The 13,792-nt window shown below is 27.7% G+C and carries 13 protein-coding genes; 1 reads left to right on the forward strand and 12 read right to left on the reverse strand.

Features of this window, described 5'->3' with window-relative positions; genetic code table 11:
* Positions 1 to 230 precede the first annotated feature (230 nt).
* From queD to ACYUDJ_RS06725, 12 genes are all read right to left on the reverse strand, one after another.
* Entirely contained in the window at positions 231 to 584 is a 354-nt protein-coding gene (gene queD / locus ACYUDJ_RS06670) for a 6-carboxytetrahydropterin synthase QueD (protein ID WP_003489008.1), read from the reverse strand.
* Between the two features lie 225 nt (positions 585 to 809).
* Positions 810 to 2,162, reverse strand: a complete 1,353-nt coding sequence (locus ACYUDJ_RS06675) for a polysaccharide deacetylase family protein (RefSeq protein WP_043031603.1) — start codon at positions 2,160 to 2,162, stop codon at positions 810 to 812.
* A gap of 543 nt (positions 2,163 to 2,705) precedes the next feature.
* The gene (locus ACYUDJ_RS06680; RefSeq protein ID WP_043031602.1) at positions 2,706 to 2,954 is read right to left on the reverse strand and encodes a spore coat protein; all 249 of its coding nucleotides are present in this window, start codon (positions 2,952 to 2,954) and stop codon (positions 2,706 to 2,708) included.
* A 17-nt stretch (positions 2,955 to 2,971) separates the two neighbouring features.
* Positions 2,972 to 3,154 (reverse strand): hypothetical protein, encoded by a 183-nt coding sequence (locus ACYUDJ_RS06685; RefSeq protein ID WP_003489003.1) that lies wholly within the window; start codon positions 3,152 to 3,154, stop codon positions 2,972 to 2,974.
* A 133-nt stretch (positions 3,155 to 3,287) separates the two neighbouring features.
* Positions 3,288 to 3,566 carry a DUF4491 family protein gene (locus ACYUDJ_RS06690; protein WP_080333491.1) on the reverse strand — a complete coding sequence of 93 codons (279 nt, stop codon included), beginning with the start codon at positions 3,564 to 3,566 and terminating at the stop codon, positions 3,288 to 3,290.
* A gap of 210 nt (positions 3,567 to 3,776) precedes the next feature.
* Positions 3,777 to 4,562, reverse strand: coding sequence for an AIR synthase related protein (locus tag ACYUDJ_RS06695; RefSeq protein ID WP_043031597.1), 786 nt, complete (start codon positions 4,560 to 4,562; stop codon positions 3,777 to 3,779).
* A gap of 25 nt (positions 4,563 to 4,587) precedes the next feature.
* Positions 4,588 to 5,334, reverse strand: coding sequence for an adenosylcobinamide-GDP ribazoletransferase (gene cobS / locus ACYUDJ_RS06700; protein ID WP_043031595.1), 747 nt, complete (start codon positions 5,332 to 5,334; stop codon positions 4,588 to 4,590).
* A 220-nt stretch (positions 5,335 to 5,554) separates the two neighbouring features.
* Entirely contained in the window at positions 5,555 to 7,111 is a 1,557-nt protein-coding gene (locus ACYUDJ_RS06705; protein ID WP_043031593.1) for a VanW family protein, read from the reverse strand.
* Positions 7,112 to 7,383: 272 nt separating this feature from the next.
* A complete protein-coding gene (gene cobC / locus ACYUDJ_RS06710) occupies positions 7,384 to 7,998 on the reverse strand; it encodes an alpha-ribazole phosphatase (protein ID WP_043031591.1) in 615 nt (204 codons plus the stop codon).
* 494 nt (positions 7,999 to 8,492) lie between these two features.
* A complete protein-coding gene (locus tag ACYUDJ_RS06715) occupies positions 8,493 to 10,016 on the reverse strand; it encodes a nucleoside recognition domain-containing protein (protein WP_043031589.1) in 1,524 nt (507 codons plus the stop codon).
* A 1-nt stretch (position 10,017) separates the two neighbouring features.
* Entirely contained in the window at positions 10,018 to 10,794 is a 777-nt protein-coding gene (locus tag ACYUDJ_RS06720; protein WP_042386290.1) for a FeoB small GTPase domain-containing protein, read from the reverse strand.
* A gap of 31 nt (positions 10,795 to 10,825) precedes the next feature.
* Positions 10,826 to 11,062 (reverse strand): FeoA family protein, encoded by a 237-nt coding sequence (locus tag ACYUDJ_RS06725; RefSeq protein WP_003488986.1) that lies wholly within the window; start codon positions 11,060 to 11,062, stop codon positions 10,826 to 10,828.
* A gap of 221 nt (positions 11,063 to 11,283) precedes the next feature.
* Here ACYUDJ_RS06725 and ACYUDJ_RS06730 point away from each other — a divergent pair, with 221 nt between their 5' ends.
* Entirely contained in the window at positions 11,284 to 13,761 is a 2,478-nt protein-coding gene (locus tag ACYUDJ_RS06730) for an ABC transporter substrate-binding protein (RefSeq protein ID WP_003488984.1), read from the forward strand.
* The last annotated feature ends 31 nt before the right edge of the window (positions 13,762 to 13,792 follow it).

The following is a 13,792-nucleotide window of genomic DNA, read 5'->3' on the forward strand; positions in this document are numbered from 1 at the left end:
TTTTATAATAAAATATTATATTTAATTTAAAGTATGTTATATAAAAATGCTTTACAATTGGTAAAATATCAAAGTAAACCAATATTAAGTTTGTATATGCTTACTAATTCCATTCACCTTATTATATAATCTTATTAAAGACAAATAATTTTTTTAATATATTATTTATCTTTAATAGCTAATCTTATTTATTTCATACACAATATAATTATTTTATAAATTCTTTATTATTATCCGCTATAAACCACTCCGCTAGTTTCTGTTTCCCAAACTTCTATTTCATATAAGCTGCAATTGTCTCTTTTTAATTTTGTGTATAGTTTATCCCATATCCATACTGCTATATTTTCTGCTGTTGGTTGTTTTATTATTTCGTTTATATAAGCATGATCTAATATATCCAATACATTTTCTTTTACTATAGCTTTAAGCTCTGTAAAATCTATTACCATATCTTCCTTATCTGGTTCTCCTGAAATCTTTATTACTAGACCATATGTATGTCCATGAAGTCTTTCACATTTTCCATGGTAATGTATTAAATTGTGTGCTGCATCAAATTTAAATTTTTTAATAAGTATCATATTATACAACTTCCCTTCACTTGTTTTAATCAATTCTTAAATTTAGTGGAATTTTTGAATAATTACCACTGTTATCTACATCTTTGTAAAAAGATGAAATATTAAATCTACTGAACATTGTAATAAATACATTTAACATATAGTATATCAAAAAATACACTATATTAATAAAAAAGAATCTCCTATAATAGAAAAAATCTACAAATAGGAAACTCTTTTTTATAACTAAATCTCTGTTATTTTCTTAAACTCATAATTATTTTGTTCAAAGGCTTCTACTATCTTTTTTAAAGGTGAATTGTCTTCATAAGTATATTCTACTGATCCATCCTTATTATTTTTAAATTTTATAAAGCTGGATTCTATGCTAGGATGATAGAAAAAACTACCTAATGTACCTTCATCTAAGTTATTAATCTTTTCTATAACTTTATCTGCATGTTTTACACCATCAACATAATCTAATGGTGTTGGTATATAAGTAACAGTTTTACCCTGTGATTTTCTTTTAGCTATGTTACCCATAGATGCAAATTTAGGTGGATCATACATATAATTAAAATATTGTTCTATTATCTTAGTTTCTTCATTTGTGGCTGAATAATGAGCACTTTCAAAAAATCCTACAGGTATATCTAGAACTTTTGCACATTGAATAGCTTTTTGAACTCTTTCTCTTATAATAGATTCATCGTTATTTCTTGTTTCATCAAATTCTATACCATCTATACTTACTTCTGCTCCTGATTGATGAGTGTATCCATGAAGTCCTATAATGCCTCCTCTATCGATAAAATAATCTAAAGTATATACAAAGTTAGCATTATGTATATTAAAATCTCTAGATGCATCATCATCTATATTATTTTTAGGATCTAAATATCTTGGAACCCATGCTACATGAAAAGGTATTTTTTTAGAATATAGATAATCTGATATTACTCTTAATTTTTCTAATGCCTCTGGAGTTTTATATCTTTGATTAGATGTTATATCCTCAAGTCTTACAAAAGCTGGTTTTATTTTAGAATCCTTGTTTTTATTATTCTCTATTTTTTCTTGTTCTTTATTTTTGTATAAACTTATTGTTTTTTCACTTTCATTCCAATTTGCTTTTAATCCCATTATTTTATTAAAATCAAAGAAAGACATATACATTATATCTTCTTTTAAAATTACATCTTTTCTAAGCTTATATTTTTCTCCTGAAATATTAGCTAAGTTTTTATCTATATCTATCTTTTTATCACCATTTTCTACATGAGCCTTTCCCTGTTTTATTGTATAATTCACGTTAATTTTATCTAAAACATTATTAACTGGAACATAGTATCTGTTTTTATCCATATATATTGGTAATTTTAAATTTAATATTTCACCCTTATATTTTAGCTTAATATCCGTCTTGCTTAGGTTTAGCCCTGAAAACTTAGAATATTTTTCTTCTTTTATCTTTTGTTCATCTTTTCTACTGTTTTGTGTAACCTGTGCTTTATTATTTTTACATCCTATTAAAAAATTAGTAGACCCTATTAAAACACAAAATAAAACAAGTATTGAAATTTTAATTTTTTTCATATCGCATTCTCCTTAAGATGTTATAAAGTAAAACATAAAAATTATAATATACACTCATTAGTTTTAGATTATGTGATCTTTATACAGAACTTAATTCTATATAACAAATTAGCCTTAATATATCTTCCCCTTTAAAAAAGTAATATATTATATTTTTAAATTTTTCCATAATTTTATTTTATAATAAAACACTTAATGTTTTTAGTTACAAATTGTTTACAAGTTTAATTAATAATTGAAATTGCAAAAAACACTATCAAAATTTTTTAATAATGCTAAAAATGGCATTATTTATTTTGATAGTGTTTTTCTAATCTTTTGGCAAAGAAATAAGCATCCCTATTACCTTCGCCTATACTTTCTTAATTCTATCGCACAGAAGTAAGCATCCCTACTACCTTCGCCTATACTTTTTTAATTCTATCGCAAAGAAGCAAGCATCCCTGCTACCTTCGCTTATATTTTATAAGCCATTTATTTGGTCTATTAGTTTTAACCAAATTTTATAAATCATTATTTATCTTATTAATTTAAACTATAATTTTATGAACCACTTACTTGGCTTTTAACTGTTTGAATTTGTTGTTGTGAAGCTTGTGCTGCTGGTTTGTAGAAACCTTTTTGTTTTGCTACATTATAAAAATCATATTGACTTGTTTCACAACTATTTCTCATTTGTTGAATCTCTTGTCTTAATTGTTGATTATCTGTTTCAGAAATTGTAGTAGAATATCCTGTTAAACTAGCCTTTAACATTGATAGCGTATCATTCATCATATCTTTATCTTGCATGATTATACCTCCTTAAACTATCCTAAAAAAGACATTAATTTTTGTTTTGTATTTTGAGCATCCTGTGCTGATTTTTGGAACATTTGTTTTATTTGTTGATCCTGTGCTTGCTGAGCATACGCGTTTAATTTGTTACATGCAGTTTCATGACTACCTATTAAATGTCTTAAATTTTGAAGTTCTAATTCAGTTAATTGCATTTTAAAACAACTCCTTTTCAAATATTACAGTAGTAGTTTTAACTTTTTAAAAATATATATTCTAAAAATATGATGTATATAATTTCACTTTCATCCATATAAAACCAATTTCAAAATATTTTTCTTTTAAAATTTATTTTTCTTTTTTAGGGAACCATCCTTTTTTTACTCTTTCCTTTTGTTGAAACAACTCTAATATTCCCCATAAAAAAGTAAGTCCTCCTATACCTAAACCACCTGACAAATAAACATTATCTATAGTTAATGACAAAACTATAAGTCCTATGCCTAATATTAAAAAACCTGGCCAAATCTTAATTCCAAAGTGATACTCTCCTTTTATTACAATAACATGTCCTATCCCAGTAAAAAATAACATAAATAACCCCATAATTATTCCTGTAAAATTCATAATATTATCTCTCCTTTATATATAATACATAGCATTTTACCTTATTTTCATATATTTATAAACAATGCTATGAAATTTCTATACACTTTAAAATTATAAACAAAGTGTATTAAAATAGATTTAATTTTAATATAGCAAAATAAAAAATACAAGTGATAAACATATGAATAAGCTTTAGTAATTCTTAATATGACGGAATTAAAAATAAATCTATCTCTCTAATTTTCCTATTATATTTACATTATTTATTTTTGATCTTATGTTTTCACATTCTTCTTTATGTATTGCTGCTATTACCGTAGTTGCTGGACCATTAGATTTTTTAATATCTATAGGTATATTTTCTTCTAATTTTAGTTTTAAATTATTATTTTTAGCTAGAACCTCTCCTTCATACAATATTCCTTTAGATCCCACTGGCACAATTTCATGTACTTTAGGGTTTTCTAGTAATATCTTTATATCCACATAATCAACTATTTCCTTATCATCATAAATATTAATCTCTTTTCCTAACTTAGGTATTCCCACAGATATTAGCAAAACATCATCCTCATCAAACTTATTATGTTTTTCATTATTGTCTCCAAAGTTATTCACACTGTTAACTTTTATTACAGAATTATCCACTATACCTAAAACAGTTATCCCCACACCTGTGGAAAAAGTTGTAAAATTTTCCTCAGTACTCCCTGTTAAAACCACTTCATCAATGCCAGCTCTTTTTAACTCACCTTTTATCCCATCTATTATTTCCTTTCCTGTAGGATTCATTTCACAACATACCGCATTAGTAACTGTTACAATTTCTGCTCCTGTACACATAACCTCTAAAATACCTACCCTAATAGCGAACTTGCCTGTATAAAAAGCTGGTATTTTTAATATATCATTCTTTTTAGGACCAATACTTCCTGAACTATCACAGGCCACAACTAAAGTTTTATCCTGAGTCAAGGAAATTAATGTTAAATCTCTTACCTTTTTTATCTCCATAAGACCAATCTCCTCTCACATAAATTTACATCATTAATAAAATTAATAAATAGGTTATTTCACCTAGTTCATTGCAAGCCCCTAAGGTATCCCCTGTAAGTCCATTTATTTTATTTAAACATAATAAGTATAATAAATAAGTTATTAACAACACTCCTATAAAGGGAATTATTGTAGCTTTTAATCCTAAAAAATATGTACTTATTATTAATACTATGATAGTAATAGAAAATATTATGGGTTTGCACATATTTCCTATAAATATATTCCCTGAACCATTTTTTTTCGCTGTCCTTTTAGATAAACATAAAAATAAAATGCTAATTCTTCCTATGATGGGGGCTAACAGTATAGCTATACTGTATCCCTTTAAAACTAAAGAATATAGGAGTTGGTATTTTAATAATAAATCAATTATCAATGCTATGGTTCCATAGGATCCTATTCTACTGTCTTTCATAATTTCTATTATTCTTTCTTTATCTCTTAAAGAAAAAAAACCATCACAGGTATCTGCTAATCCATCCATATGAAGTCCACCAGTAATCATAGCTGTAAATAAAAGCAATAACACTATTATTACATTAGGTGGTAAAAAATTTTTGAGGCCTAAATATATTAAAAACTCCATTCCACCTATAATAGAAGCTACTACAGGAAGAAAAAAAGCTCCTCTTCTAAAATTCACCTTTTCACACTGTAAGTTCTTATTTATAGGTATACGAGTAAAAAACTGAATCATTAATAAAAAATCATTTAACACATTTTCCATACTTTCACCTCTCTTATATTTATTATTAATTACTTGAATTTCGTACAAACAAAAATTTATGAGAGACACCCTTTCTATGTTCTATTTCATCACTTAACATATTATGGAAAGGGTGTCTCTTTTTCTATTTTTTGTTCAAAAATATCCTACAGTAATTTTACACTAACAGCATATAGCTATTCTCACTACATACTTATCTATTTATAGACTTTTTATTGTGTTATTTTTTTGTATCTTCTTTAGGAGTTTCTTGTGTAGGTTTATCTTTATCTTTTTCTTTATCCTTCTCTTTGTCATTAGTTTCATTTGGTTTAGCTTTAGGATCATCTTTTTTCGGTTCTTCTGGTTTAGGAGTTGGTTTAGGATCATCTTTTTTCGGTTCCGCTGGTTTAGAAGCTGGTTTTTTAGGTCCTACTTTTGCTAATCCTTCTATTGGTCTATAAAAATCATCAGAAACAAGTTCCTTACCTACTACTTTGCCGTTTTCTAAGATATTTTTATAAACTCTTACTTTATATCCTGTGTATGCATTTTGTACAATCTCTTGTTTTCCTTCTGGAAGATTAGGATCATCTTCAGTTTTCATATTAGCATTTATAGTATTGTAAACTTCATTCCAAATAGAATAAGTTCTTTTCTTCAATTCTGAATTAGAATATAAATTAAATATTATGCTGCTTCCATCAGCAATTCCTTCAATATAAATAGGATATGAAAAAGTATTTTTAAATTTATAATCTATATTTCCCCAATCTACAGTAGCATCCATTCCAAGTGGTACATAACTTGATGGCATCGTATGGTGCATTCTTTCCGTAGCATTTATGTTGCCTAATAAAATAGTATTATATAATGTTGATGATACCTGACAAATTCCTCCACCTAATCCTGACTCCACTTGATTTCCTACTATAACTGGCCCAGATTGATACCCTCTTTGCTCTGTTCTTTCTCCTACTACTTGATTAAAACTAAAGGTTTCTCCCGGCATTAATACAGTACCATTTATACTCTTAGTACATACTTCAATATTGTTAGCTCTCTCTTGTGAAGATATTCCCCCATACTCTGTATGAAATGTAGATATTAAAGTATTTATAGATGAAATTTTATCTGTAGTTACCTTAGGTTTAACTTCTTCTATAGGAGCTTGGACTACAACGTCTTTACTAGCGTCCCCATTCATACTATTGTTTATGTCTTTTTGAAGTTTATCACTATCTAATTTTTTTCCAGCCCTATGTTTAACCAAGCTAACTTTTCCAGCTGTACTGCTTACAGCTGCATTAATTGGATCTTTGTTAACCTCCTTGGCTATACCATCTATAAACTTTTTCACCACTTCTTTATCATAAGAAAGTCCTGCACTAATGCATTTATCATCTGGATGTACTATGATTTTATACTGACTAAGAATATTTAGGTTTTTTCCATAGTTAAAAGCTTTATCCAATGCTTTGTCCAAATTGTACTTCACATTTAACTTAGAAAATTCAAATGGATAGCTCTTGCCTTCTGCCTTTACTACTAATTTTTTAGAAGGTAGTTTGTCTACATACTGCTCTTTTAAAAGCTTTTTAGCTTCTTCTAATGTTTTTCCTGATACATTCACATTTTCAATTCTGGTTCCGGGATAAAATAAAGTGCTATATTTTTTTACAGACCTTTGCATATAGCTTGTACATATAGCTATAACTCCTAATAAGATGACACCTGTTATAATTACACTAATTATAATTTTCCTTTTGTCAAATTTTTTACTACTTTTTTCTACCATAAGCATCACCTCTTCAACTTACATTTATTAATTACCTAGATTTCTTATAAACAGAGTTCTTGGCTTCAGATGGAGTTTTTACTCCCACTAAAGCTTAGAAATCGTTATCCAGGGACATAGCCGCTCTTTACTCCCACTTTGAAGAAGATAGGAGTATTAGAGCGGGTAGTCATCGGACAAACAAAAATTAAGAAAGATGGTATTCTCATAAATAATTTTACCTTTACTCAAAAGACCTGTAAAGAAGAAACTACTTTCACATAGTACTAATCTCAAATTAACTTTGTAGGTAATATGTAATCTATAAATAAGTTTTCATACTCATATTTAATTAATGTTATATCTCCATTTCTTGAAGCAAAATTCCAGTAAAAATCCATATTATTTTGAAGTATATAACTATATATCATTCTTATTACTCCTCCATGGGTAACTATTAAATAGTTTTCATCCTCTTCTTTTCGTATATGTTCCATAAAGTTTTCTACTCTACTATAAAATTCCACTGCACTTTCACCCTTGGGAGGAGCAAAGTTTTTCCAATCCTTTTCCCATCTCTCTTGTTCTTTTGGATATAAAAAGCCTATCTCCTCATAGGATTTACCTTCAAAAATACCAAAGTCTAATTCATTTATTCTCTCTTCTTTATAAATAATATTTTTTTCTTTTTTATATAATTTGTTTCTCTCTAAAATTCTTTCTGCAGTTTCCTTAGTTCTTTTTCTATCACTTATATAAATTTTATTGAAATCTACATTCTTTAAAATTTCTCCTACTTTATAGCTTTGCTCTTCTCCCTTTTCATTTAATCCCACATCTAATTTACCATAAAAATTTTTTCTTTTGTTTTGCTCCGTTTCTCCATGTCTTACTAAATATATATTCATATTTCTCTCCTAATCTAGTTTTTTATATTTGCGCCTTTACAATTAAATCTATTTTAATTGTAACATTTTTCTAAGTATATCATAACCTATTAATATATAAATAAATGAATAATTGCTTTTATAAAAATAAAGGGGAGTAGCTCGTCAAAGCTTTAGGCTTTGTTCATCCAATCGACATGCTGGTTTTTATAACCCGGTTTGGTGCAAGAATGTTACAGAAATCTTGGAGCAAGACCTTTGTTTTAGCAACTTTTATTATTTGCTAAAACAAAGGTCTTATTTTTATATATAAATAAAACAAAAAAATTATAGAATGATTCTTAACTTAAATAGGAGTTTACTTAAAGACAAATCCTATACTAGTGCTAAATCTAAAAGAACTTATATAAAATAAATCCTTTAATAACTAAGCTGTTACTTACTAGTATAACTAATAAAAAGACTTATCTAAAGTAACTCCCATAAAAAATAAACTATATACTTACCTTTAAATCTTATACTATTAAATTGTAAATTTGAGTTGTGAAGAAGCATACTACTATAGCTATTACTGTAGGCATTATTACTGAAAATATAGTCCATTTTGTACTTCCTGTTTCTTTTTTTATAGTCCATATAGTGGTTCCACAAGGGAAATGTAGGAGGGAAAATAACATAGTATTTAATAAAGTTAAGTAAGTCCACCCATTTGAAATCAGTATGTTTCTTAGCTGCTCTAAACTTTCAAAATCTATCATAGCTCCCTTAGATAGATAGGACATTATTAGTATTGGTAGCACTATTTCATTAGCTGGGAGTCCTAATATAAAGGCTAAGAGTATAAATCCATCTAATCCAATAGCCTTACTAAAAGGATCTAAAGCATTAGCCACTTGAACCAATATAGTACTATCTCCTACAGTTATATTTCCTAATATATATATTATAGCTCCCGCTGGTGCTGCCACTACTACGGCCCTCATTAATACAAAAATAGTTCTATCTATGATTGATGTATATATTACCCTTCCTATTTGGGGCTTTCTATAGGGTGGTAATTCTAATGTGAAGGATGATGGAACTCCCTTTAGCAATGTTTTTGATAATATATAAGAAACCAATAAGGTTATTCCTACTCCTATAAGTACAAGAAGAACTATCATAAGAGTTGCTATAAAACTACTTCCTCCAGAACCTTCAAATTTTAATCCAACAAAAATCATAGAAAGTGCTATTAACGTAGGAAATCTACCATTACAAGGTACAAAGTTATTAGTTAAAATAGCTATTAATCTTTCCCTTGGTGATTCTATTATTCTACAAGCAATAACACCAGCTGCATTACAACCAAATCCCATGCACATGGTTAAAGCTTGTTTCCCATGGGCACAAGCCTTCTTAAAAGCATGATCTAAATTAAAAGCTATTCTTGGAAGGTAGCCTGCATCCTCTAATAGAGTAAATATAGGGAAAAAGATTGCCATAGGTGGTAACATTACAGATATAACCCAAGCTAAAGTTCTATATATTCCTAAAACTAAGATACCATGAAGCCATGAAGGTGCATTTACATAATTAAAAAATTCTGTAAGCTTATATTCTATGAAAAAAAACATTTTAGCTAAAAGCTCTGAAGGCACATTAGCTCCTTCTATAGTTATCCATAAAACTCCCGCCAAAAGTAAAAGCATAATGGGGATTCCCGTAATTTTAGAAGTTACTATATCATCTATCTTTTGTTGGGCTAAAAGTTTTTCTCTATTCTTTTTAACAGAGTTACCTGCAATTTCTTCTGCCTTATTGTATATACTTTTTACTATTTCATCTCTTATTTTTTCATTATAATTTTCTCTAAAATTTTCTATATTCTTGAAAATCTTATTTAAATTTTTATCTTTAATACTATGTTCTACATCTATATTATTTTTAACCTTTGGCACTTTTAATTTATATTTTTTATAATCTTTACTGCTATAATGTTTTATGTTCACCCTAGTTTCAGTATTTTTTCTCCCCTCATCCTTATCTAATTTCTTCACCTTAATCCCCCTTTATTAAAGCACTTTTTATATCATAATTTAAATACTTACTTATAGAATTTAAAATAGACTCATCACCATCTAATAATCTTAAAGCTAACCACTGTAAGGATATTTCCCTGGGAAATACTTTTTCTAATAAGGAACTTATTTTTTTTATTTCACACTCTATTTCATTGCTATATTCTACTTTAACTGGATTAGTCCTTATATTTCCTAAAGCTAAGTTATAGACATTATCCTTTAATTCATATATTCCTTTATTGCTTCTTGCAACGGTTGGTACAACAGGTACCCCTAATTCACTTCTTAGTTTATTTACATCAATTTTAATTTCTTTCTTTTTGGCTTCATCCATTAAATTTAAGGAAACCACTACTTTAGGAGTAATTTCTAATATTTGAAGAAGCAAATTTAAATTTCTTTCTACGGAAGTAGCATCTACTACCACAACCACCACATCTGGTTTTCCAAAACAAATAAAATCCCTCGCTACCTGTTCCTCTACAGAACTGGCAAGCAGTGAATAGGTGCCAGGTAAATCAACTACTATAAAGTCTCTTTCCTTATGATTATATTTTCCCTGAGCATTGGTTACTGTCTTTCCTGGCCAATTTCCTGTATGTTGATGTAACCCTGTTAATGCATTAAAAACCGTACTTTTTCCTGTATTAGGATTACCGGCTAAAGCTACTATAATATCATTTTTATTATCTTTTTCCACATTAAAGAGATCTTTTAAAGCCTCTTTTTTACCTGAAGTATAGGTTAATCCCATAACCATCATCCTCTCTTTAGACTTTTAAAATTTAATTCATAGTAACTATTATTTTATCTCCCTCCTCTTTTCTAAGGGCTATACAGGTATCTCTTATTAAATAAGCTGTAGGATCTCCCCAAGGACTTCTTCTTAAAACATAAATTTCTGTATTGGGCACCATACCTAGATCTAGAATCCTTTGTTTTAATAATTCTTTTACTTTTAATTCTTTTACTTTGCAAGTTTTACCTACTGGTACCTCCGACAATTTATAGTTTTCTGCCACATTATCATCTCCTATATATAACTCTATGTATTTATGCTATGAAATTTGTAATATTATTGTTACTGAAAGTTAATATAGTAATTTTCTTTGCCAATGGTTTATGATACAATTTTTATTAAATGTTTTAAAAATTATATTTAAATGAATATTTTTCATGCTTTAACAAATTATTTAAATAGGTTAAAATGTAGTAGTAATTATTATTTTATAGGGGGATTAAAATGTTTAATTTAAAATTCAAAAAATCTTCCATAGATAAAAATATTAATAGCTTAAATGAAAAAAGTATAGAAAAGCCCTGTGATATTACAATCTATGAAGATAACTTAAAAGTTCTAACTAATAATCAAAAAAAAATAGTAGAAAAACTTGATAAAAAAATAATAGAAACAGATTCTGTTACGGAATTATTAATTAAAATAACAAAGGATATATCTAATTATGTAGAAATGGAAATGGATTCTATCTCCAAAGTTACAGGTGAGATAAGTAACTATTCTGCCATAGCAGAGGAGGTTTTTTCTAGCACAGAAAACTCAAAACAAATATCGGAAAATACTATGGAAGTTGCTAAGGAAGGTAACGGGGCTGCTTTAAATTCTATAGAGGCTATGAAAGAAATAGAAGGATCTATGTTATATTCCAAAACCGTAGTAAAGGATTTAAGTACTAAAGCTTTAGATATTAACAATATGCTAGATGTAATAAAAGACATAGCAAACAATACTAATTTATTATCTTTAAATGCCTCTATTGAAGCTGCAAGAGCCGGTGAAGCTGGTAAAGGCTTTGCAGTAGTTGCCCAGGAAGTAAAAAAACTAGCAGAAAGAAGTATGGATTCCGTTGATTTTATAGGAAATAATATAAAAGAAATAAATATTAGTATAGACAATGCTATAAAGGCTATAAATGAAACTATGAATAAAGTAAAAGAAGGTACTGAAATAGCTAATAAAACTATGGAAACCTTCAACAGCATAATATCTTCTATAAAAACTAGTACCACTGTGTCTGAAGAGATTAATGATGCTATTACAAAACAAATAGGCCATTTAGAAAACGTTATAAGCTCTACTGAAGAGATGAATACTACTTCTGAAAAGTTAATGTTTATAGTGGAATTAGCTTCTTTAAATACTCAATATACCAAAACTTCTTTAAAGGATTTATCTGAGGTTTCACAAAACTTAAAATATATTAGTAATAATCTTTTAAATAAAATAGAAATTGATTCTAAAGAAAACAATATAATATTAAATACTTATATTGACAAGCCTCTATATTTAGATCCTGCCTTAAGTTATGACTTTAATAGTAGTTTTCTATTAAATAATATACATATAGGTCTTTTAACCATAAACTCCTATGGAGAAATATCCCCTGGAGTAGCTAAAAGTTGGTACTTAGAAAATGATAACCTTACTTGGGTCTTTAATCTTAAAAAAGGAATAAAATTTCATAATGGTAAAGAAGTTACCTCTGAAGATGTAAAATTTTCATTAGAAAGACTTTTAGATCCTAAACTTGACTCTCCTAATGATTGGCTACTAGAAATTATAGAAGGATCTGAAGATTTTAAAAAGGGCATGGTAAATCATGTTTCTGGTATTAAAATATTAGATAAATATAGAATTTCTTTAACTTTATCCTATTCCTATAGTGGATTTTTATTAAACCTTGGATTAGAACTTTGCGCCATAATAAATAAGGATTCTATAAATCATGGCAATGTAGTAGGATGTGGCCCTTATAAACTATCTGAATTTAATGATGAAGGATGCAAACTAAAGGCCTTCGAAGAATATTTTAATGGAGCTCCTTATATTGATATTATAAATATTAATTTTAAATCTGAATCTCCTATAGATGATTTCTTAAATAAGCATTTAGATGTATTAACTTTAAATGATGAAAAGGAATATACAGCTTTATGTTCTAATAAAAATATAAATCTTATAGAACAGGATCTACTAGCGACTTACTATGCTAGTTTTAATATGGAATCTAACTCCATATTTTCTAAGGATAAAAATATAAGATATGCTCTTAACTTAGCTATAGATAAGGATAGAATAATAAAGGGTTTATTAGGTGGATTAGGCGTTGAAGCAAAAGGACCTTTTCCTCCAAGCATAATACCCAATAATAAACTAAAAGGTTTTTCCTATAATAAATCTAAAGCCAAAGAAATTCTCTCTAGAAGTGATTTTAATAGGTCTCGAGATAAATTAAATATACTAGTGCGAAAAGAAAAGGATTCTTTATTTTCTAAAATAACAGAATATGTATTAGAGGATCTAGAAAGTATAGGCATAAACTGTGTTGTAAAAGAAGTAGATTCTTCTGAATACCTAAACTTAGATAATATTTTAAAATGTGATATGGCTATAAGCAGATGGTGCGCTGATTCTGGAGATCCTGATAATTTCTTAGAGCCATTATTTAATATAAACAATGTATCTAACATATCTAGATATGATAATAAAATAGTAAACGAAAAATTACAAATAGCTAAGAATTTAATAAATCCTGAAAAAAGGAAAAAATTATATGAAGAAATACAAGAAATTATAGTAGAGGATGTTCCCTGGATATTTTTATATCATCCTAAACTAGCTATAGCGGTACAAAATAATATACTCGGATTAAAGGCTAATCCTTTAGGACTTTTCAAATATGAGGATATAATAAAAAATTAAATATCAAATGGTTGTACTATCCTAAAATTGT

This window comes from Clostridium sp. CTA-6, assembly GCF_054768115.1.

Excerpts from the sequence above, each read along its gene's own strand:
- queD (WP_003489008.1), bottom strand. The coding sequence starts at position 584 with ATGATACTTATTAAAAAATTTAAATTTGATGCAGCACACAATTTAATA.
- ACYUDJ_RS06675 (WP_043031603.1), bottom strand. The coding sequence starts at position 2,162 with ATGAAAAAAATTAAAATTTCAATACTTGTTTTATTTTGTGTTTTAATA.
- ACYUDJ_RS06680 (WP_043031602.1), bottom strand. The coding sequence starts at position 2,954 with ATGCAAGATAAAGATATGATGAATGATACGCTATCAATGTTAAAGGCT.
- ACYUDJ_RS06685 (WP_003489003.1), bottom strand. The coding sequence starts at position 3,154 with ATGCAATTAACTGAATTAGAACTTCAAAATTTAAGACATTTAATAGGT.
- ACYUDJ_RS06690 (WP_080333491.1), bottom strand. The coding sequence starts at position 3,566 with ATGAATTTTACAGGAATAATTATGGGGTTATTTATGTTATTTTTTACT.
- ACYUDJ_RS06695 (WP_043031597.1), bottom strand. The coding sequence starts at position 4,562 with ATGGAGATAAAAAAGGTAAGAGATTTAACATTAATTTCCTTGACTCAG.
- cobS (WP_043031595.1), bottom strand. The coding sequence starts at position 5,334 with ATGGAAAATGTGTTAAATGATTTTTTATTAATGATTCAGTTTTTTACT.
- ACYUDJ_RS06705 (WP_043031593.1), bottom strand. The coding sequence starts at position 7,111 with ATGGTAGAAAAAAGTAGTAAAAAATTTGACAAAAGGAAAATTATAATT.
- cobC (WP_043031591.1), bottom strand. The coding sequence starts at position 7,998 with ATGAATATATATTTAGTAAGACATGGAGAAACGGAGCAAAACAAAAGA.
- ACYUDJ_RS06720 (WP_042386290.1), bottom strand. The coding sequence starts at position 10,794 with ATGGGATTAACCTATACTTCAGGTAAAAAAGAGGCTTTAAAAGATCTC.
- ACYUDJ_RS06730 (WP_003488984.1), top strand. The coding sequence starts at position 11,284 with ATGTTTAATTTAAAATTCAAAAAATCTTCCATAGATAAAAATATTAAT.